We start from the raw sequence: 20,104 nt of genomic DNA, 5'->3' as shown, positions 1-20,104 counted from the left end.
CGTTCCACGCACCGCGGGGGCGGTACGCGAACAGCCTAAAGGCAGCGGCCCGGCGGGGTGGGTCACCTCGGCAAACCCCCGGATCCGACCTGTCGGGACATCCGGGTGCCGGTCAGTTCCGCCCACACGACCAGCCGGTGGCTGTGGCCCCACTCGGGGTCGCAGGTGGTCAGCGTCAGGTAGCGGCCGGGGACGGTGAAGGGCGACTTCCGGGGTACCGGGTCGACCACGGCGACGTCGGTCGGCAGCGTGCGCACGGGCCCGCCGCGGATCGTGTAGGTGTACGTCGTCGTCGCGTCCTTGAGGATGACGGCGTCCCCGGGGCGCAGGGCGGGGAAGTCCTTGAAGGGGTCGCCGTACGTGCGCCGGTGCCCCGCGACCGAGAAGTTCCCGGTCGCGCCGAGGCGGGCGGTGCGGGCGTAGTGGCCGAGGCCCTTCTTGAGGAGCTCGGTGCCGGTCCCCTCCAGGACGGGCTTCCTCCAGTCCGGCCCGAAGCGCGGGATGGTCATCTCGGCGAAGGGCCGTCCGGCGGGGTACGCGGCGGGCAGCGGCTCCTTCGCGGTGCCGGGCGGCTGCTCCGGCTGCTCCGGCTGTGCGGGCGTCCCGGACGGGCGCGGGGAGGCGGGCGTGCGCTCGGGGGCTCCGGCGGCCGCCCAGCCGCCGCGCAGCCGGGCCATCTCGCCGTCCATGGCCCGGTCGGCCTTGACCCCGGTCCACAGCAGGACGTAGGCCGTGAACAGCACGATCAGCGTGCCCGCCGTCAGGCACACCTCGCTGAGCGTCCGGACCACCAGGCGCAGGACGACATCGGCGCTGACCCGCTCAGGGCGTCGGTTCCACCGGCTTCGCATAGTGGAGGTCCACTGTGCCGGAGTAGCCGGGAAGTGTCAGCGCCTTGTGTTCGTCCACTTTCCAGCCCAGCCCGTACGCGTTCACGTACAGCTGGTAGTTCTGCAGGGCGGGGGAGGCCGCGAGGGCCTTGCGCAGCACGCCCGGGTCGCCGACCGCCGAGATCTTGTACGGGGGCGAGTACACGCGGCCCTGGAGGATCAGGGTGTTGCCCACGCAGCGCACCGCACTGGTGGAGATGAGCCGCTGGTCCATGACCTGGATGCCCTGGGCGCCGCCTTGCCAGAGGGCGTTGACCACGGCCTGGAGGTCCTGCTGGTGGATCACCAGGTCGTTGGGCTGCGGCTCGGGCACGCTGGGGATGCGGGCGGTGGCGCCCGGCGGGGCGTCGTTCAGCGTGACGGTCAGGCCCTTGCCGGAGAGCTCCTCGGTGCCGGAGGCTTTGCGCAGGGCGGCCATCCTGGCGTCCTCCGCCCGGGTCCTGCCGTCGTCGCGCTCGGCGAGGGTGTCCACCCGGCTGCGGACGGCTCCGGTGCTCTGTTCCAGCTCCGCGTTGTTCTGACTGCGCTCCTGGATGAGGTCCGACAGCTTCAGGAGGGAGGCGTCGGTCCGGATGTTCGTACCCTTGGAAGTGTTGAAGCTGGTGACGAAGATCAGACCGGCCAGGGCGAAGACCGCGGCCGTCAGCAGCCGGACCGGCCTGGCCCGGCGACGGGGACCCGCGGAGGAGTCGTCGGAATTGCTCAACGTACCCTTCTCCTTCAACGCCACAGGTCCACTACGCTAACGGACGCCCGGGGCAGGCAAGGTCCCCAGCCCATCGACAGGAGAGCCCCTCGTGCCGAAGTCACGCATCCGCAAGAAGGACGACTACACGCCGCCGCCGGCGCGGCAGCCGCAGGCCATCAGGCTGACGAACCGCAGCTGGGTCGCCCCGGTCATGCTGGCCCTCTTCCTGATCGGACTCGCCTGGATCGTCGTCTTCTACGTGACCGAGACCCAGCTGCCGGTCGAGGCGCTGGGCAACTGGAACATCGTGGTCGGTTTCGGGTTCATCGCGGCGGGATTCGGCGTTTCCACACAGTGGAAGTAGCACCTCTCGACCGCCGAGGGAAGCTCTCCCCATGAGTTATCCACAGCGTCATCCACACCTGAGGAAAAGACAGAAGATCTGTGGATAACCCTGTGGAGAGTTGACGCCGGTGTGATCAGGTGAGTGCGGCCGTCCGGATCAGTACGACGGCCGCGGCCAGCAGGAACACCACTGCACAGGTGCCCCACTGGATGAGGGTGCGGCTCCTGCCCGCGGCGGGCAGGAGCATCCCCAGGGCCACCAGCGCCCCCGTGACCAGGCCGCCCACATGGGCCTGCCAGGACACCCGCAGGCTGCCGAACGACACGAAGCTCAGCAGCAGCATGAGTCCGACCATCACGAGCACCGGCCGCATCTCGTACCGCAGCCGCCGGGCCAGGACGACGGTCGCGCCGAGCAGGCCGAAGACGGCTCCGGACGCGCCGATGGTCGGTACGTTCGGCTCGGTCAGCAGATAGACGAGGGCGCTGCCGCCCAGGCCGGACAACAGGTAGACGGCGAGATAGCGGGCGCGGCCCAGCGCCGCTTCCAGCGGGCCGCCGATCACCCACAGGCCGACCATGTTGCCGATGACGTGCCACCACTCGGCGTGCAGGAACACCGAGGTCATCAGCCGGTAGTACTCGCCGCTGGACACGCCGTGGGCCGGCGCCCCGTAGTAATCGGCGTACCGGCCGAGCAGCTCGAGCGGGCGGGCGGCCGTCGGCACGACGAGACAGAAGAGGAACACCGCGGCGTTGAGGCCGATCAGGACCTTCGTGACCAGCTGGGGGTCCGAGGCGACCACCCCGCCGGCGATGGTGCGCGGCGCGTTGGCCGAGGGCCGGTGTCCGGTGCCGGAACCCTCCCGCACGCACTCCGGGCACTGGAAGCCGACCGAGGCACTGATCATGCACTCGGGGCAGATGGGGCGATCGCAGCGGGTGCAGCTGATCCCCGTGTCGCGGTCCGGGTGGCGGTAGCAACCCGGCAGGCGGTCCGTGTCCATCGGTCCCCTCGGTCGGCGGCGGGGCGCGGGGGGCGCCCCGTCGGTCCGGTACGTGTATCCAGGACGGACGGGCGGGGCGGAAAGGTTCCCCGCCGGCGAAGGACCCGCTCGGTCAGTGCTTGTCCAGGGCGGCGGATCCGCGCTTCTCGACGACGACCGACTGGATGATCACGTCTTCCAGGGGACGCTCGGTCCGCGGATTGGTGGCCAGGCCGGCGATGGCGTCCACGACCTGCCGGGAGGCCTTGTCCGTGACCTCGCCGAAGATGGTGTGCTTCCGCGTCAGCCACGCGGTGGGGGCGACGGTGACGAAGAACTGCGAGCCGTTGGTGGCCGGGCCGGCGTTGGCCATGGCGAGCAGGTAGGGCTTGGTGAAGGTCAGGTCGGGGTGGAACTCGTCGGCGAACTGATAGCCCGGGCCGCCGGTGCCGTTGCCGAGGGGGTCGCCGCCCTGGATCATGAAGCCGCTGATGACGCGGTGGAAGACGGTGCCGTCGTAGAGCGGGTCCGTGGTCTTCTGTCCGTCGGTCGGCCGGGTCCACTCACGGGCGCCCGTGGCGAGCTCGACGAAGTTCCGGACGGTCTTCGGAGCGAAGTTCGGCAGGAGCTCGATCTCGATGTCGCCGTGGGTCGTCTTCAGGGTGGCGTAGAGCTTCTCGGCCACGGATCTGCCTTCCTTAGTCATCACTGTCGGTCCAGATAGTCGCACGGAGGGCTGCGCCGCACAGAAAATCCTCCCCCGTATGCCCTGTCACGCATGCCCGTCGACGTGATGGCAGGCATGATCCGACAAAGGGTGGAAAGGTGAACTGTGTCCGCCACCGAGGAGGAGGAATTCCGTGACCCGCAAGGACAGCGTGCGCCTGGCCGCCGAGAGCGCCAGGGAGACTGTGCGGCACGCGTCGGAAGTGGTGGCGCCGTACGCAGAAACCGCCAAGGATGCCGCGGTGCACTACGCGCATGAGGCGAACGAGCGGCTGGCGCCCAAGGTGTCGTACGCGGCCAACGAGGCCGCGAAGCAGGCACGTACGACGTACGACAACCATCTGCACCCCGTGCTCAAGTCGGCACGCTCCCACGTGCCGCCGAATGTGGACCGGGCGGCGACGCGTGCGGTGATGCAGACGCGCCTGGCAGCGCGTCAGGCGGCCGACTACACGCAGCCGAAGCTCGAGAGCGCGATCGCGGCGGCCGCCCCGGTCGCCGAGGAGGCCGCCTCGCGGTCGACCGCCGCCTTCGCCGCGCTGCGCGGCCAGGTGTCGGCGAAGGAGGTGCAGCGGCTGGTGCGGCGACACGAACGCCGGGCGCGCACGGGCCGCGTGCTGCGCGGTGTGGCCCTGGTCGGCCTGCTGGCCGGCGGTGCCTACGCGGCGTGGAAGTGGTGGGACCAGCAGTCGAACCCGGACTGGCTCGTCGAGCCGCCGGCGGCCACCGAGCTGTCGGCGCGCGACGCCGGCCCGGCGAGCTTCGACGACGAGCTGGCGGAGAAGGAGCGCGACGCGGACGCGGGGCCGACCGTCGAGGGCGAGCGGCCCTGACCCGCGGATCATCCGTACGCCGAAGGGGCCCGCATCCGGCAGGATGCGGGCCCCTTCGGCGTGTGCCCTGCGGCGTCAGTTGGGAAGGACGAGGACCATGCCCGGGCGGATGACGTCGGGGTCGGAACCGATGACGGCCTTGTTCACGGCGTACAGCTCCCGCCAGCGGCCCTCGTTGCCGAGCTCGCGGCGGGCGATCAGGGAGAGCGAGTCGCCGGGCCGGACGGTGTACGTGCGCTTCTTGGCGGCGGGCGCCACCGGGACCGCCTTGTGCGCGGCCGAGGCGGGCGACGGGGTGTGCGGCGCAGCGGGACCCCTGGCGGGCGCGACGGGCTTCGGCGGCACGACGGCGGGCTTGGGGGCCACGGGGACGGCCTTGTGCGCGGCCGACGCGGGGGTCGGCGCCGCGGGCCTGGGCGGGGTGGGCCCGGGCGCCGCGGACGCGGGCCGGACGGGACCGGCCCCGGGGCGGGTCGGCGCGGCCTTGGGCGGCGCGGCCTTGGGCGGCGCCGCGGCCGCCATCCGGTCGGCGGCCGCCCGGGTGGCCGCGGCGGCGTCGGCGGCGGAGCTCGCGGGAGCCGCGGCGGGCGCCGATGCCTGCTGCTGGACCTGCTCCCGCACCTTCTCGGCGGCCTCGTCCCGCTTCTGCTTGTCGGACTTCAGGAAGTCGAAGAGTCCCATGTCTGTACGCCTCCGGCGTGGTGGTGCCCCCCTGGGCGGTACGCCTTCTCCCACTGTCGGACACCGGGCCCCGGAGGGCCCCGCGACGGGGCCGTCCGGGGGACGCACGCGGCCGGGCGGACGGCCACCGCCCTCGCCGCGAGCCCTCCTGCGGGCGTTGTTTCACGTGAAACAACGCCGGCGGGTAGCCGGGACGCCCCGGACGCGGGTGCACCAAAAACCCCCCTGCCTGCGTTTCCGCAGGTCAGGGGGGGCATTTCGATGTGGAGCCTAGGAGATTCGAACTCCTGACATCTGCCTTGCAAAGGCAGCGCTCTACCAACTGAGCTAAGGCCCCGAGCATGTGGACGCACCCGTCCCCGTACGAGGAGGGGTCGTTCCGCAGAACAGAGTACCGGGTGTACCCCCTCATCTCGCAAAATGATAGGGACTCCCGCCCCGCGACCACTCTCCGTAAGATGCTCGCGAGGTTCGCACCAGCGAAGGGGAGTAGTAAGAGTGGACGCAGTACAACAAGAGGCCACGGCCAGAGCCAGAGAGCTTCAGCGCAGTTGGTACGGGGAGCCGCTCGGCGCGCTCTTCCGCCGACTCATAGATGACCTCGGCTTGAACCAGGCCCGCCTCGCTGCCGTCCTCGGACTGTCGGCGCCCATGCTGTCCCAGCTGATGAGCGGCCAGCGTGCCAAGATCGGCAACCCTGCCGTGGTGCAGCGCGTCCAGGCCCTCCAGGACCTCGCCGGACAGGTGTCCGACGGGAGCGTCAGTGCCGGGGAGGCCGCCGACCGGATGGACGAGATCAAGAAGACCCAGGGAGGCTCCGTCCTGAGCAACAGCGGCCAGACCGCGACCCATTCGGGAGCCCCCACCGTGAAGCGGGTCGTCCGGGAGATCCAGTCGCTGCTGCGCTCGGTCTCCGCGGCCGGCGACATCATCGACGCCGCCGACACCCTCGCCCCCAGCCACCCGGAACTGGCAGAGTTCCTCCGGGTGTACGGCGCGGGCCGCACCGCGGACGCGGTGGCCCACTACGAGGCCCATCAGAACTGACACGCACGGCGTCGGACGAGGGTGACGGGGGGACGGGCACAGCGTGGGTGAGATCTTCGCCGGTCGGTACGAGCTGATCGATCCGATCGGGCGCGGTGGTGCGGGCGCCGTGTGGCGGGCCTGGGACCACAGGCGTCGACGGTACGTCGCCGCGAAGGTCCTCCTGCAGAGCGACGCCCACACGCTGCTGCGCTTCGTTCGGGAACAGGCCCTGCGGATCGACCACCCCCACGTACTGGCGCCGGCCAGCTGGGCGGCCGACGACGACAAGGTCCTCTTCACGATGGACCTGGTCGGCGGCGGCTCCCTCGCCCACGTGATCGGCGACTACGGACCGCTCCCGCCCCGCTTCGTGTGCACGCTGCTCGACCAGCTCCTGTCCGGGCTGGCCGCGGTGCACGCCGAGGGTGTCGTGCACCGCGACATCAAGCCGGCCAACATCCTGATGGAGGCCACCGGAACCGGGCGGCCGCACCTGCGGCTGTCCGACTTCGGCATCTCCATGCGCAAGGGCGAGCCCCGGCTGACCGAGACCAACCACGTGGTCGGCACCCCTGGTTATTTCGCCCCCGAGCAACTGCTGGGCGCCGAGCCCGACTTCTCCGCGGACCTCTTCGCCACCGGCCTGGTGGCCCTGTACCTGCTGCAGGGGCGCAAGCCCGACTCCCAGGCCCTGGTGGAGCACTTCCTCGCCCACGGCACCCCCGGCGCTCCCGAAGGCGTCCCCGCGCCGCTCTGGGACGTCCTCTCCTCCCTCCTCCAGCCTGACCCCCACAGCCGGTTCCGCACGGCCACGGGCGCCCGCAAGGCGCTCGCCGAGGCCGTCGAGCTCCTCCCGCCGCCCGCCCCCGACGAGGAACCGGTGGAGGTGTTCGACCAACTCGGCCCCATCCCCGCCGGTTTCGGCCCCCAGGGGCCGCTGAGCACGTCTGCCGTGACCCCGGGGGCCCGCACGGTCGCCACCGCCCCGTCGGGCGCTCAGACGCCCGTTCCCGGGTCCCCTCCCACGTCCTTTGGCACCGCGCCGCAGCCCGCCCCCGCCGATCCGCGGGAAGCGGCCCGGATGCTGGCCGGGGCCACGGCACCCGCCGCCCCCGCAGCACCCCACAGCGGGACCACCGCCGCCCCGTACGCGGCCGCGCCCCATCCGGCTCCGTCCCACACGGCCGCGCCCCATCCGGCTCCGCCCCACGCCGCCGCGCCCCATCCGGCTCCGCCCCACGCCGCCGCGCCCGCCCGGGCGTCCGGCCCCTCGGCGACCGGGAGCTTCCACCTGCCGCCCCCGGCCCCCGCCCCGCACCCGGCCCCGACGGCCCCCACCGCCCCGGCGGCCCGTACCGGCGGCATCACCCCGCCCCCGGCCCGGGTGACGGCCGGCATCCTCCTCGCGGCGCTGCTCTGCTTCGCGGTCGGCGTCTGGACCGTCATCCAGCAGTAGCGCCCCGGCCCCGCCGGGCCAGCAGCACCCAGCCGCCCAGGACGAGCAGCAGCAGCGTCCCGGTGCCGAAGCCCGCCCCGGCCACCAGCCGCATCGACGAACGGTTCGCGGCGTCCTCGCTCGCCTCCGGCGCGGTCAGCCCGTCCCGGGCCGCCGCCCGGTCCGCGGTCCCGACGCCGAACCCGCCCGCGGCGGGGTCCTCCCGGTAGGCGGGCCCCTTCCCCGGACTGCCGCTGACGTCCGTCCGCAGGGTCAGCGGCACCGGAGCGGCGTCCTGCGTGAACTCGGCGACCTTTCCGCCCATGGTGACGCCGATGTAGTACCAGCCGGCGGTCGCCACCGCCTCGACGTCCCGGTCACCGGAGAAGCGGTTCTCGTACGCCACGGGCGGCGTCTTCTCCAGCGTGAGCCCGGCCTGCTTGCCGTCGTACGGGGCGCTCTCGTCCGAGACCGGGGCCCGGTACGGGCTGTACAGCGCGACGGTGAGCCCGTTCGACGCCGACCCGTAACTCTTCGTCATCCGGGCCGCGGCCAGTTCGGCGCCGACGCCCAGCTGCTGTCCCCAGTCCAGCGGGACCCGGTAGTACCGGGTCTGGCCGGGCAGCAGCTCGTCGCGCCACACCCCGGACGTCAGGGCCCGGGCGTCGTTGAAGCCGGTGCCTCCGGTCCGGGGCACCGGCTCGCTGCCGGGCAGGACGGGCGTCCCCGAGGGCCAGGCGCTGGGCGCCGCGGTGGGGCCGCCCGCGCCGGTGCCGGGCTCGCGCTGGACCCGGAGCTCCAGCGGCCACGGGCTCTGGTCGGAGCCCTTCGCGGCGGTCCGGGTGACCTTCGCGTAGTACACCCCGCCCGGCGCGCAGTCGTGGTCCTCCGCGCCCCGCCGGACGCCCGCGGCGCTGATGGGGACCGGGTCGTAGCCGAAGGAGGCCCGGCCGGAACCGCCCGGGCAGGTCCGCCCGGCGGTGGTCATGACCTCCACCGCGATGCCGTCGCTGTAGCCGACCTTGGCGCCGGGCCCCGGCCGCGCCACGGCGGAGACGTACACGTCGGACCGGTCCTGCTCCAGGACGAGCCGGTAGACCCGCTCCCCGGGCGCCAGGGTGTCCGCGTAGGTGTGGCCCGCCTCCACCAGCGGGGCGTCCGCGGTGGAGGGCTTCCCCTCCACCACCCTGGCGCCCTCGGCGGCCCGGTACGTCGGCACGGGCCGCGGGGCCGCCTCCTCGGCGTGCGCCGCCACGGGCGCCCCCGCCGCGGCGGCCAGGGCCGCTGCTCCCAGGAGCGCGGTCCTGCGCACCCGCGGGGCCCGGCGTACCCGCACCCGACCTGTCCGACGTACCCGACCCATCACGCCCACCCCGAGTTTGCTAGCGCACGCAAAATCTTTGCATAATGCAACTTTTCGTCACAGAACAGCACAAAGCCCCGGCAGCAGCGGCAGCCGGGGCTTCATGGGATCAACCTTGGGTCTCACACACCGGAACCAGAGGGCACGGAGTCAGTTGCCTCCGTCCACAGGTCCTGCTCGGCGCGGTCCGCCTGGATCTGGCGGTACACGAGGAGCCCGCCGATGGCGGCCAGTGCGACCAGGAGCAGCTTCTTCACCGCGCGACCTCGTCTTTCGTTGACGTAGGGGACTTCTGGCGCCCAACAATACACACCGACCGATACCGATCGGTGACCTGGCAACCCACCAACTGGCCCAACGACGAAGACCCCCAGGTTTAGGGCCTGGGGGTCTTCGACACTGTGGGGCTAACAGGATTTGAACCTGTGGCCTCATCCTTATCAGGGATGCGCTCTAACCAACTGAGCTATAGCCCCATCCGCGCTGCGCGCTGACTCCTGAAGATTAGCGCACAGACGCGGTAGCTCCAAAACCGGTTCTGACCGCGCGTCTGCGCAGGTCACTCGTCCTCGGCGAGCGTCAGCTCGACACCGCCGACGAACCCCGCGGACAGGTTGTAGATGAAGGAGCCGAGCGTCGCCAGCGCGGTCGCCAGCACCACGTTGATGACCGCGATCACCGACGTGAAGACCAGCACGCGCGGCAGCGACAGGAACGACTGGAGGTCGAAGCCGTTGCTCTCGTTGGAGCCGGTCGCCTCGCTGATCGTGCCGCCGACGGTCGAGAAGACGCCCATCGCGTCCATGACCATCCACAGCACCACCGCGGCGACGATCGTGCAGAGGCCCAGCGCGATCGACAGCAGGAAACTGACCTTCATCACCGACCACGGGTCGGCCTTGGCCACCCGCAGCCGCGCCTTGCGCGTCCGGGGCGCCGTGCGCGTCCCCGTACGCGGCGCGCGCTGTGCGGCCGCGCCGCCGCCCCGCTGCGTCCCCTGGCCGGGAGGCGCCGCGTAGGCCTGCGGCGGCTGGTACGGCTGTGCGGGCCGGTCCTGGCCGGCGCCGGCGCCGGTACTCGTACCGGTGCCCGCCCCGCCCGCGGGCTGCGGCCCCCGGGTATCCGTCACGGTTCCCCCCTGGGAGTCCGCGGCGGGGCCACGGGCACCGTTCGCTCCAGTCTTGGCCGGTCCGGCGCCCGTGGCTCCACTCACGACTTACTCCTCGTGCTCCCCGGCCGGAGGCTGCGTGCCCCCGGCGGCCTCGGCGGCCTGTCCATCGGCTGCCTCGGTCTCGATATCCGTCTCGATCTCGTCGACCTCGTCAGCTTCCTGACCGGCCTCGGCGTTACGAGCGATGCCCACCACGGCATCGCGCTTCCCCAGGTTGATCAGCTGGACACCCATGGTGTCACGGCCGGTCTCCCTGACTTCGTTGACGCGCGTACGAATCACACCACCGCTGAGCGTGATGGCAAGAATCTCGTCCGTTTCGTCCACAACGAGCGCCCCTACGAGCGACCCGCGGTCCTCCACGATCTTCGCGGCCTTGATGCCCAGTCCGCCACGGCCCTGGACCCGGTACTCGTCGACCGGCGTGCGCTTGGCGTAGCCCCCGTCGGTCGCGGTGAACACGAACGTACCCGGCCGGACCACGCTCATCGAGAGCAGCTCGTCCCCGCCGCGGAAGCTCATGCCCTTCACGCCCGAGGTCGCGCGGCCCATCGGGCGCAGCGAGTCGTCGGTCGCCGTGAAGCGGATCGACTGCGCCTTGCGGCTGATGAGCAGCAGGTCGTCGTCGGCGGACACCAGCTCCGCGCCGATCAGCTCGTCATCGCTGCCGTCCTCCGTCTCCCGGAGGTTGATCGCGATGACGCCACCCGAACGGGGCGAGTCGTAGTCCTTGAGCGCCGTCTTCTTCACCAGGCCGCCCTTGGTGGCCAGGATCAGGTAGGGCGCCGCCTCGTAGTCGCGGATCGCGAGGATCTGGGCGATCTTCTCGTCCGGCTGGAAGGCCAGCAGGTTCGCCACGTGCTGCCCGCGCGCGTCACGGCCGGCGTCCGGCAGCTCGTACGCCTTGGAGCGGTAGACGCGGCCCTTGTTGGTGAAGAACAGCAGCCAATGGTGCGTGGTCGAGACGAAGAAGTGGTCGACCAGGTCGTCCTGCTTCAGCTTCGTCCCGCGAACGCCCTTGCCGCCGCGCTTCTGCGAGCGGTAGTCCTCGGTCTTGGTCCGCTTGACGTAGCCGCCGTGCGTGATCGTGACGACGATGTCCTCTTCGGCGATCAGGTCCTCCATGGACATGTCGCCGTCGAAGGGGACCAGCTTGGAGCGCCGGTCGTCGCCGAACTTCTCGACGATCGCGGCCAGTTCCTCGCTGACGATGGTGCGCTGGCGCGACTCCGAGGCCAGGATCGCGTTGTACTCGTTGATCTTGGCCTGGAGCTCGTCGTGTTCGGCGACGATCTTCTGCCGCTCCAGGGCCGCCAGGCGGCGGAGCTGCATCTCCAGGATCGCGTTCGCCTGGATCTCGTCGATCGACAGCAGGCCCATCAGGCCCTCGCGGGCGATCTCGACGGTGTTGCTGCGCCGGATCAGCGCGATGACCTCGTCGATCGCGTCCAGCGCCTTGAGCAGGCCGCGCAGGATGTGCGCCCGCTCCTCCGCCTTGCGCAGGCGGAACTTCGTACGCCGGACGATGACCTCGATCTGGTGCGTCACCCAGTGGCGGATGAACGCGTCGATCGACAGCGTGCGCGGCACGCCGTCCACCAGCGCCAGCATGTTCGCGCCGAAGTTCGTCTGCAGGTCGGTGTGCTTGTACAGGTTGTTCAGCACGACCTTGGCGACGGCGTCGCGCTTGAGGACGATCACCAGGCGCTGGCCGGTCCGCGAGGACGTCTCGTCGCGGACGTCGGCGATGCCGCCGACCTTGCCGTCCTTGACGAGGTCCGCGATCTTCTGCGCGAGGTTGTCGGGGTTGGTCTGGTACGGGAGCTCCGTGACCACCAGGCACTGGCGGTTCTGGATCTCCTCGACCTCCACCACCGCGCGCATCGTGATGGAGCCGCGCCCGGTCCGGTACGCCTCCTCGATGCCCTTGCGGCCCACGACCAGGGCGCCCGACGGGAAGTCAGGGCCCTTGATCCGCTCGATGAGCGCGTCCTGGAGCTCCTCGTGCGAGGCCTCCGGGTGCTCCAGCGCCCACTGGGCGCCGGACGCGACCTCGCGGAGGTTGTGCGGCGGGATGTTGGTGGCCATGCCGACCGCGATGCCGGCGCTGCCGTTGACCAGCAGGTTCGGGAAGCGCGCCGGCAGGACCGTCGGCTCCTGGTTGCGGCCGTCGTAGTTGTCCGTGAAGTCGACGGTCTCCTCGTCGATGTCCCGGAGCATCTCCATGGCCAGCGGCATCAGCTTGCACTCGGTGTAGCGCATCGCGGCCGCCGGGTCGTTGCCCGGGGAGCCGAAGTTGCCGTTGCTGTCCACCAGCGGCATCCGCAGCGACCACGGCTGGGCCAGGCGGACCAGCGCGTCGTAGATCGAGGAGTCGCCGTGCGGGTGGTAGGTGCCCATGACGTCGCCGACGACGCGGGCGCACTTGTAGAAGCCCTTCTCGGGCCGGTAGCCGCCGTCGTACATCGCGTACAGCACGCGGCGGTGGACCGGCTTGAGCCCGTCCCGCACGTCCGGCAGGGCGCGCGAGACGATGACGGACATCGCGTAGTCGAGGTAGGAGCGCTGCATCTCCGTCTCGAGCCCGACGGGCTCGATACGCATGACGGGCTCCTCCGCGGAGTTCTCCGCGGTGGGGGTGGTTTCGTCGGCCATTGCTGGTCAAGATCCTTTCAGGCGGTCAGCTGAGCCGACTCAGATGTCGAGGAAGCGGACGTCCTTGGCGTTGCGCTGGATGAAGGAGCGCCGGGCTTCGACGTCCTCACCCATCAGCACCGAGAACAGGTCGTCGGCCTGTGCCGCGTCGTCCAGGGTGACCTGGCCGAGCACGCGGTGGTCCACGTCCATGGTGGTGATGCGCAGTTCCTCGGCGTTCATCTCGCCCAGACCCTTGAAGCGCTGGATCGAGTCTTCCTTGATCCGCTTGCCGTTCTGCTTGCCGAGCTCCACCAGGGCGTCGCGCTCGCGGTCGGAGTACGCGTACTCGAAGTCGTCCCGGCCCCACTTGATCTTGTACAGCGGGGGGCGGGAGAGGTACACGTGCCCGGCCTCGACCAGCGGCCGCATGAAGCGGAAGAGGAAGGTCAGGAGCAGGGTGTTGATGTGCTGGCCGTCGACGTCGGCGTCCGCCATCAGGATGATCTTGTGATAGCGGAGCTTCTCGATGTCGAAGTCCTCGTGGACGCCGGTACCGAAGGCGCTGATGAGCGCCTGGACCTCGGTGTTCTGGAGGATCTTGTCGATGCGGGCCTTCTCGACGTTCAGGATCTTGCCGCGGATGGGCAGGATGGCCTGGTACATCGGGTTGCGGCCGGACTTCGCGGAGCCGCCGGCCGAGTCGCCCTCGACGATGAAGATCTCGCACTTGGTCGGGTCGTTCGACTGGCAGTCGGACAGCTTGCCCGGCAGCGAGGCGCTCTCCAGCAGGCCCTTGCGGCGGGTGAGGTCGCGGGCCTTGCGGGCCGCGACGCGCGCCGTGGCCGCCTGGATCGACTTGCGGATGATGTCCGCGGCCTCGTTCGGGTTCCGGTCGAACCAGTCGTTGAGGTGCTCGTGGACGACCTTCTGCACGAAGGTCTTGGCCTCGGTGTTGCCCAGCTTGGTCTTCGTCTGACCCTCGAACTGGGGCTCGCCCAGCTTCACCGAGATGATCGCCGTCAGACCCTCGCGGATGTCCTCGCCGGCGAGGTTGTCGTCCTTCTCGCGCAGGAACTTCTTCTCGCGCGCGTAGCGGTTGACCAGGCCGGTCAGCGCCGCGCGGAAGCCCTCCTCGTGCGTGCCGCCCTCATGGGTGTGGATCGTGTTCGCGAAGGAGTAGACCCCCTCCGTGTACTGCGAGTTCCACTGCATCGCGATCTCGACCGAGAGCATGCGCTCCTTGTCCTCGGCCTCGACGTCGATGACGGTCGGGTGGATCAGCTCGCCCTTGCGCGAGTTGAGGTACTTCACGAAGTCGACGATGCCGCCCTCGTAGTAGTACTTCACCGTGCGCGCAGGGGGCTCGACCACGTCCGCGTCCGGGTCGTCCGCGCCGACCGTCGCCTTCGCGGACTCCCGCTCGTCCGTCAGCGACAGGGTCAGGCCCTTGTTGAGGAAGGCCATCTCCTGGAAGCGCCGCGACAGCGTCTCGAAGGAGTACTCCGTCGTCTCGAAGATGTCGGCGTCGGCCCAGAACGTCACCGAGGTGCCGGTCTCGTCGGTCTCCTCGTTCTTCGCGAGGGGCGCGGTGGGGGTGCCCAGCTTGTAGTCCTGGGTCCAGCGGTAGCCGTCACGCCGGATCTCGACCGCGACCCTCTTGGACAGCGCGTTCACGACGGAGACGCCCACGCCGTGCAGACCGCCGGAGACGGCGTAGCCGCCGCCGCCGAACTTGCCGCCCGCGTGCAGGACGGTCAGCACGACCTCGACGGCCGGCTTGCCCTCGGAGGGCACGATGTCGACCGGGATGCCACGGCCGTTGTCGACGACCTTGACCCCGCCGTCGGCGAGGATCGTGACGTCGATGGTGTCCGCTTGCCCGGCCAGCGCCTCGTCGACCGAGTTGTCGACGACCTCGTAGACGAGGTGGTGCAGACCGCGCTCACCCGTCGATCCGATGTACATGCCGGGCCGCTTGCGGACCGCGTCCAGGCCCTCCAGGACCTGGATGTTGCTTCCGGTGTACGAAGATCCACCTGCCTCGGCGGCCTCGCCGCCGGCGGTGGACTCGTTCTTGTCGTTGGGGTTGCCGGAATCGGCCACGAAGCGCCCTTTCTGGCACAGCACAGGCCGTACTCCGGGCCAGCAGGCATGCGAGCGGGAGCGGCTGCGTCGATCTGCGTTGTCAGCGTGTTGTCGGCGTAAGTCGACGGGATCCCGCGATGGGGCGGGATTGGCTCCAGTCTACCGGTACCGCCGACATGAATGGGGGTTTGCCGGTACCTGAGTCCACATGTGCCGCCCTGAACCTCCTCTCTCCGACTCCCCATATACGGGGAGGGGCCCAAAGAGGCTCACACGGGCATCCAGCGCTTCGGCCTGTCAACGTCCCGCTACCGTGAGGGATACCACGCGCGAACCGCGGCCGGACCCCGCGCCCCGCGGGCGTTCCGGCACCGCCCACGGCCGGTCCCGCACGGGAGATCCGTACGGACGACCCGCTGCCGGGGCGGGTGGCGGCCCGGTCGGGAGCAGGCCGCCGACGGCTCCCCGCCCGGCCTCGGGCGCCGAGGACCGGGGTGCGGGAGGCCGGGGCCGGCTCAGCCGTAGGTGTCCCCCGGGCCCTTGCTCCCGGGCGCCCGCCACGGTCCGTACCCCTTGGGACGCCCGCCGGGGCCGTGCACCTTGATCAGCCGTACGGTGCCCTGCCCCAGGTCCGCGTTGAGCCGCGCGACCAGCTGCGGGGCCAGCAGCTTCAGCTGGGCGGCCCACGCCGAGGAATCGCACCGCACGACCAGTTCACGGTCCTCGTAGCGTTCCGGTTCACAGTGCGCGGCGATGTCCGGGCCGACGATCTCCGGCCAGCGCTCCATCACGCCCGCGACCGCCATCGGCATCTCCCAGCCGCGCTCGGTGCGCAGCCGGTCCAGCGCCGCCATCAGCGGCATCGGGTCGCGGCCGTCCGCCCGGGCGCCGGAGCGCAGCCCCGGCTGGTACTGCCGCTTGCGGCCGCCCGCCGCGTTGCCCCGGGCCCGCGCCTGCTCCCGCGCCGCCGCCAGGGCCTGGCGGGCCAGGTCCACCCCGGACGCCTCCGGAACCCTGCGCGGCTCCTGTCCGGCCCGGGGGCCGCCGTCTCCCTGATCGTTCACAGCCGGGTCACCTCACCGCCGGACACTCCGAACCGCGCTCCCGCCAGCACACCCGGAACGTCATCGTCCACAGCCGCCGTCACCAGGACCTGCTCGCCCGGCGCCACCAGCTCCGCCAGCCGCTCCCGGCGCCGTGCGTCCAGCTCCGCGAAGACGTCGTCCAGGATCAGCACGGGCTCGCTGCCCTCCGAGCGCAGCAGCTCGTACGAGGCCAGGCGCAGCGCCAGCGCGTACGACCACGACTCCCCGTGGCTGGCGTACCCCTTGGCGGGCAGCTCGCCCAGCCGCAGCAGCACGTCGTCGCGGTGCGGGCCGACCAGGGTCACCCCCCGCTCGATCTCCTGCTTGCGCACCTCCGCCAGGGCCGCCAGCAGGGCCTCGAACAGCGCCTCGCGGGTCCGCACGGCGCCGCCGTCCACGGCCTCGGCCGCCTCGCCGGCGGAGGACTTGTACGACAGGCCCAGCGGGCCGCCGCCGGGCGCGAGCTGCTCGTACGCCTTGTCCGCCAGGGGCAGCAGCGTCGCGATCAGGTCCAGGCGGTGCGCCAGCAGCTCCGCGCCCGTGCGTGCCAGGTGCTGGTCCCACACGTCGAGGGTGGACAGGTCCATCGAGCGGCCGCCGTGCCGGCGGGCCATCGCCGCGGACTTCAGCAGGGTGTTGCGCTGCTTGAGCACCCGCTCGTAGTCGGACCGGACCGCCGCCATGCGCGGCGAGCGCGCGGTGACGAGTTCGTCCAGGAACCGCCGTCGCTCGCCCGGGTCGCCCTTGACCAGGGCCAGGTCCTCGGGGGCGAAGAGCACCGTGCGGACGATCCCCAGCACGTCCCGCGGCCGGACCTGCGAGGAGCGGTTGATGCGGGCCCGGTTCGCGCGCCCCGGGTTCAGTTCCAGCTCCACCAGCTGCCGGCGCTCGCCCTGGGTGAGGGCGGCGCGGATGACCGCCCGCTCCGCGCCCATCCGGACGAGCGGGGCGTCCGAGGAGACGCGGTGGCTGCCGAGGGTCGCCAGGTAGCCGATGGCTTCGACGAGGTTGGTCTTGCCCTGGCCGTTGGGACCCACGAACGCGGTGACGCCCGGGTCGAGGGGTACCTCGGCCCGGGCGTACGAGCGGAAGTCGGCCAACGAGAGATGCGAAACATGCATACGGCGCCGACCTCCCCCGGCTTCCTGCTGCTCTGTCGTGCTGTGGTGCTGCCGTGCTGTGGTGCTGCCGTGGCGCTAGGCCTTCTCGACCGCGTGGCCGCCGAACTGGTTGCGCAGCGCGGCGATCATCTTCATCTGCGGGGAGTCGTCCTGGCGCGAGGCGAAGCGGGCGAACAGCGACGCGGTGATCGCGGGCAGCGGAACGGCGTTGTCGATCGCCGCCTCCACGGTCCAGCGTCCCTCGCCCGAGTCCTGGGCGAAGCCGCGCAGCTGGTCCAGGTGCTCGTCCTCGTCCAGGGCGTTCACGGCCAGGTCCAGCAGCCAGGAGCGGATGACGGTGCCCTCCTGCCAGGAGCGGAAGACCTCGCGGACGTCGGTGACCGAGTCCACCTTCTCCAGGAGCTCCCAACCCTCGGCGTAGGCCTGCATCATGGCGTACTCGATGCCGTTGTGGACCATCTTCGCGAAGTGGCCCGCGCCGACCTTGCCGGCGTGCACGGAGCCGAAGTCGCCCTCGGGCTTGAGGGCGTCGAAGACCGGCTGGACGCGGGCGACGTCGTCCGCGGAACCGCCGTACATGAGGGCGTAGCCGTTCTCGAGGCCCCAGACGCCACCGGAGACGCCGCAGTCGACGAAGCCGATGCCCTTGGCGGCGAGCTCCGCCGCGTGCTTCTCGTCGTCGGTCCAGCGCGAGTTGCCGCCGTCGACGACGACGTCGCCCGGGGAGAGCAGCTCGGCGAGCTCGTCGACGGTGGACTGGGTCGCCGCGCCTGCCGGGACCATCACCCACACCACGCGGGGGGCCTGCAGGCTGTCCACGAGTTCCCGCAGGCTGTGGACATCCGCGAGGTCCGGGCTGCGGTCGTATCCGATGACGGTGTGGCCTGCGCGGCGAATGCGCTCGCGCATGTTGCCGCCCATCTTGCCGAGACCGACGAGACCAAGCTCCATCAGGTGGTTCCTTAAGCGTTGTGGCCGTCTGTACCGGGGGTCCCCTGCTTCCCGGAGACACCCCCGGCCCCGAGCCTACGCCGGGGCGGGCCTCCCGGCTTCACGGGGCGCACGGGAACCGTGACGCGGCCAGGCCCGGTCCCGCGGACTGCGAAACCGGGCCTGACCTGCGAACGATCAACCGGAGAGGCGTACCGGCATGATCAGGTACTTGTACGCCTCGTCCGCTTCGGCGTCGACCGCGGGACGGCCGCTGAGCAGGGCCGGCTTCGTGGACGTGGTGAAGCTGAGCTGGGCGGCGGGCGAGTCGATCGCGCTCAGGCCGTCCAGCAGGAAGGTCGGGTTGAAGGCGATCGAGATGTCGTCGCCCTCGAGCATGGCGTCGACGCGCTCCACAGCCTGTGCGTCGTCGCTGGAACCGGCTTCCAGGATGAGCACGCCCTGCTCGAAGCTGAGCCGGACGGGAGTGTTGCGCTCGGCGACCAGCGCCACACGCTTGACGGCCTCGACGAACGGGGCGGTCTCGATCACGGCCACGGAGTTGAACTCGGTCGGGAAGAGCGTCCGGTACTTCGGCAGGTCGCCCTCGAGCAGCCGGGTGGTGGTGCGGCGGCCGGCGCCCTCGAAGCCGATGAGCCCCTCACCCTGGCCCGAGCGGGAAAGCGCCAGGGTGACGGTGTCACCGCTGGTCAGGGACTTCGCGGTGTCCAGGAGGGTCTTCGCGGGCACCAGGGCCACGGCGGAGGCCTCCGGGTCCTCCGGCTTCCACAGGAACTCGCGGACCGCGAAGCGGTAGCGGTCGGTGGAGGCGAGGGTGACGCGGTCGCCCTCGATCTCGATGCGCACACCGGTCAGCACGGGCAGCGTGTCGTCGCGGCCCGCGGCGATGGCGACCTGGGCGGCGGCGGAGGCGAAGACCTCGCCGGGCACGGTGCCGGTCGCGGTCGGCATCTGCGGCAGTGCCGGGTACTCCTCCACAGGCAGGGTGTGGAGTGTGAATCGTGAGGAGCCGCAGACCACGGTCGCCCGTACACCGTCTGTGGAAATCTCCACCGGCCGGTTGGGGAGGGCGCGGCAGATGTCGGCGAGCAGCCGGCCGGACACCAGGACCGTGCCGTCCTCCTCGACGTCAGCGTCGACGGAGACCCGGGCCGAGACCTCGTAGTCGAATCCGGAGAGGCTGAGCTTGCCGTCCTCGGCCTTCAGGAGAAGGCCCGCGAGAACGGGGACCGGCGGCCGGGCCGGGAGGCTGCGGGCCGTCCAGGCCACCGCCTCCGCGAGTACGTCGCGCTCCACCCGGATCTTCACCGGAACCGCCTCCTGCTGTTGCTCGCTCGTCTTGCCGGCCTTCGTCGTCGGCTCGTCGATGCCTCGACCGATGCCGGGGACCAGTCTGACGTACGGCGCCGACACTCGGTGCGGCCGACGGTCAAGTCGGGGACGAGGTGTCGGCGAGCCCGCCCACCGAGTTGTGCACAGGACCTGCTTGAAAACCGAATCCGGGCTAACTCTCTATGGGGGTAGTAGTAGGGGCTGTGGATACAGTGGATAAAACCGTTTTCGCAGGTCAGGGTGCGTTTTTTATCCACCGGGCCTGTGGGCGGCACCGGTGGACAACACGGTGTCCCTGTGGAGAACGAAAACTTCTGCACAGGCCGTCCCCAGGAGAGCCCTACTACTCCACAGGTGTGTCCCCAGCTTTCCCCCGGTACTCCACAACCCAAACGTCTACTTCCGTGTGACCGCTTTCACTCGGGGCGGTGAGAGGGGGTGGCGCGTTGCCGAACAGTGGACAACGGTGTGGAGAAGTCCTCGGATCCTGTGCACAGGGACGGCGAAGCTGTGGGCTGCCGGTGGACAGAGCCGTGGAAAGCCCTGTGGACGAAATTTTTGTCCACAGGCTGTGGATGACGGTTGCGCACAATTCCACAGGGGGCTGACCTGCCCTGATGGACACTCACCCGGTTGCCCTGTGGACAGATTGTGGGTGACGGATCCCGTCCCCAGGCTGTGGACGGAAGAAAGTCCGGGAATCTGTGGATGACTTGCTCTCCAGGGGGCGTATTCGAACAGGCGAG

The 20,104-nt window shown here is 70.8% G+C and carries 18 protein-coding genes and 2 tRNA genes; 4 read left to right on the top strand and 16 right to left on the bottom strand.

What is annotated here, in order from left to right:
• Window positions 1-62: 62 nt before the first annotated feature.
• Together ACFWW8_RS08945 and ACFWW8_RS08940 are read right to left on the bottom strand one after the other, a co-directional pair.
• Complete coding sequence (locus ACFWW8_RS08945) at window positions 63-851, bottom strand: class E sortase (protein ID WP_386525585.1); 789 nt, start codon at window positions 849-851, stop codon at window positions 63-65.
• Window positions 823-1,596: a DUF881 domain-containing protein gene (locus tag ACFWW8_RS08940; protein ID WP_386525582.1), complete on the bottom strand. Its 774-nt coding sequence runs from the start codon at window positions 1,594-1,596 to the stop codon at window positions 823-825. The genes ACFWW8_RS08945 and ACFWW8_RS08940 overlap by 29 nt, the downstream gene beginning before the upstream one ends.
• A gap of 91 nt (window positions 1,597-1,687) precedes the next feature.
• Between ACFWW8_RS08940 and crgA the strand changes: the two genes are divergently transcribed.
• Window positions 1,688-1,942, top strand: coding sequence for a cell division protein CrgA (crgA, locus tag ACFWW8_RS08935; protein WP_267726974.1), 255 nt, complete (start codon window positions 1,688-1,690; stop codon window positions 1,940-1,942).
• Between the two features lie 115 nt (window positions 1,943-2,057).
• Here the strand turns inward: crgA and ACFWW8_RS08930 are convergent, their stop codons facing one another.
• Complete coding sequence (locus tag ACFWW8_RS08930) at window positions 2,058-2,930, bottom strand: rhomboid family intramembrane serine protease (RefSeq protein WP_386525578.1); 873 nt, start codon at window positions 2,928-2,930, stop codon at window positions 2,058-2,060.
• A 112-nt stretch (window positions 2,931-3,042) separates the two neighbouring features.
• On the bottom strand, window positions 3,043-3,594 hold the full coding sequence (locus ACFWW8_RS08925; RefSeq protein ID WP_386525575.1) for a peptidylprolyl isomerase: 552 nt from the start codon (window positions 3,592-3,594) through the stop codon (window positions 3,043-3,045).
• Between the two features lie 175 nt (window positions 3,595-3,769).
• Here ACFWW8_RS08925 and ACFWW8_RS08920 point away from each other — a divergent pair, with 175 nt between their 5' ends.
• Window positions 3,770-4,468, top strand: coding sequence for a DUF5324 family protein (locus ACFWW8_RS08920; RefSeq protein WP_386525572.1), 699 nt, complete (start codon window positions 3,770-3,772; stop codon window positions 4,466-4,468).
• 75 nt (window positions 4,469-4,543) lie between these two features.
• On the opposite strand, the gene ACFWW8_RS08915 is transcribed toward ACFWW8_RS08920, so the two are convergent.
• Both ACFWW8_RS08915 and ACFWW8_RS08910 read right to left on the bottom strand, forming a co-directional pair.
• On the bottom strand, window positions 4,544-5,149 hold the full coding sequence (locus ACFWW8_RS08915; RefSeq protein ID WP_386525570.1) for a LysM peptidoglycan-binding domain-containing protein: 606 nt from the start codon (window positions 5,147-5,149) through the stop codon (window positions 4,544-4,546).
• Window positions 5,150-5,413: 264 nt separating this feature from the next.
• Window positions 5,414-5,486: transfer RNA gene (locus tag ACFWW8_RS08910), tRNA-Ala, on the bottom strand.
• A 161-nt stretch (window positions 5,487-5,647) separates the two neighbouring features.
• Here ACFWW8_RS08910 and ACFWW8_RS08905 point away from each other — a divergent pair.
• Window positions 5,648-6,196 (top strand): helix-turn-helix domain-containing protein, encoded by a 549-nt coding sequence (locus ACFWW8_RS08905; protein WP_386525568.1) that lies wholly within the window; start codon window positions 5,648-5,650, stop codon window positions 6,194-6,196.
• 43 nt (window positions 6,197-6,239) lie between these two features.
• Entirely contained in the window at window positions 6,240-7,634 is a 1,395-nt protein-coding gene (locus ACFWW8_RS08900) for a protein kinase (protein WP_386525566.1), read from the top strand.
• Here ACFWW8_RS08900 and ACFWW8_RS08895 read toward each other — a convergent pair.
• From ACFWW8_RS08895 to dnaN, 10 genes are all read right to left on the bottom strand, one after another.
• Window positions 7,621-8,925 (bottom strand): hypothetical protein, encoded by a 1,305-nt coding sequence (locus ACFWW8_RS08895; RefSeq protein WP_386525563.1) that lies wholly within the window; start codon window positions 8,923-8,925, stop codon window positions 7,621-7,623. The genes ACFWW8_RS08900 and ACFWW8_RS08895 overlap by 14 nt on opposite strands.
• 173 nt (window positions 8,926-9,098) lie before the next feature.
• A complete protein-coding gene (locus ACFWW8_RS08890) occupies window positions 9,099-9,233 on the bottom strand; it encodes a DLW-39 family protein (RefSeq protein ID WP_208809277.1) in 135 nt (44 codons plus the stop codon).
• A gap of 145 nt (window positions 9,234-9,378) precedes the next feature.
• Window positions 9,379-9,452 (bottom strand) — tRNA-Ile (locus ACFWW8_RS08885).
• Between the two features lie 83 nt (window positions 9,453-9,535).
• The gene (locus ACFWW8_RS08880) at window positions 9,536-10,105 is read right to left on the bottom strand and encodes a DUF3566 domain-containing protein (RefSeq protein WP_386525561.1); all 570 of its coding nucleotides are present in this window, start codon (window positions 10,103-10,105) and stop codon (window positions 9,536-9,538) included.
• Window positions 10,106-10,192: 87 nt separating this feature from the next.
• Entirely contained in the window at window positions 10,193-12,802 is a 2,610-nt protein-coding gene (gene gyrA / locus ACFWW8_RS08875; protein WP_386525559.1) for a DNA gyrase subunit A, read from the bottom strand.
• Window positions 12,803-12,841: 39 nt separating this feature from the next.
• Window positions 12,842-14,911: a DNA topoisomerase (ATP-hydrolyzing) subunit B gene (gyrB, locus tag ACFWW8_RS08870; RefSeq protein WP_386525558.1), complete on the bottom strand. Its 2,070-nt coding sequence runs from the start codon at window positions 14,909-14,911 to the stop codon at window positions 12,842-12,844.
• Between the two features lie 473 nt (window positions 14,912-15,384).
• Window positions 15,385-15,933 (bottom strand): DUF721 domain-containing protein, encoded by a 549-nt coding sequence (locus ACFWW8_RS08865; RefSeq protein WP_386525555.1) that lies wholly within the window; start codon window positions 15,931-15,933, stop codon window positions 15,385-15,387.
• Window positions 15,930-17,075 (bottom strand): DNA replication/repair protein RecF, encoded by a 1,146-nt coding sequence (recF, locus tag ACFWW8_RS08860; RefSeq protein ID WP_386525552.1) that lies wholly within the window; start codon window positions 17,073-17,075, stop codon window positions 15,930-15,932. The genes ACFWW8_RS08865 and recF overlap by 4 nt, the downstream gene beginning before the upstream one ends.
• A 75-nt stretch (window positions 17,076-17,150) precedes the next feature.
• Window positions 17,151-18,026, bottom strand: coding sequence for a phosphogluconate dehydrogenase (NAD(+)-dependent, decarboxylating) (gene gnd / locus ACFWW8_RS08855; RefSeq protein WP_383915960.1), 876 nt, complete (start codon window positions 18,024-18,026; stop codon window positions 17,151-17,153).
• A gap of 177 nt (window positions 18,027-18,203) precedes the next feature.
• Window positions 18,204-19,334 (bottom strand): DNA polymerase III subunit beta, encoded by a 1,131-nt coding sequence (dnaN, locus tag ACFWW8_RS08850; RefSeq protein WP_386525762.1) that lies wholly within the window; start codon window positions 19,332-19,334, stop codon window positions 18,204-18,206.
• Between the last annotated feature and the right edge of the window lie 770 nt (window positions 19,335-20,104).

Source organism: Streptomyces sp. NPDC058701 (assembly GCF_042715295.1).
Lineage (GTDB): Bacteria > Actinomycetota > Actinomycetes > Streptomycetales > Streptomycetaceae > Streptomyces.
Note: the sequence above shows the minus strand (reverse complement) of the source record. Positions and strands in the feature narration are given on the sequence as shown.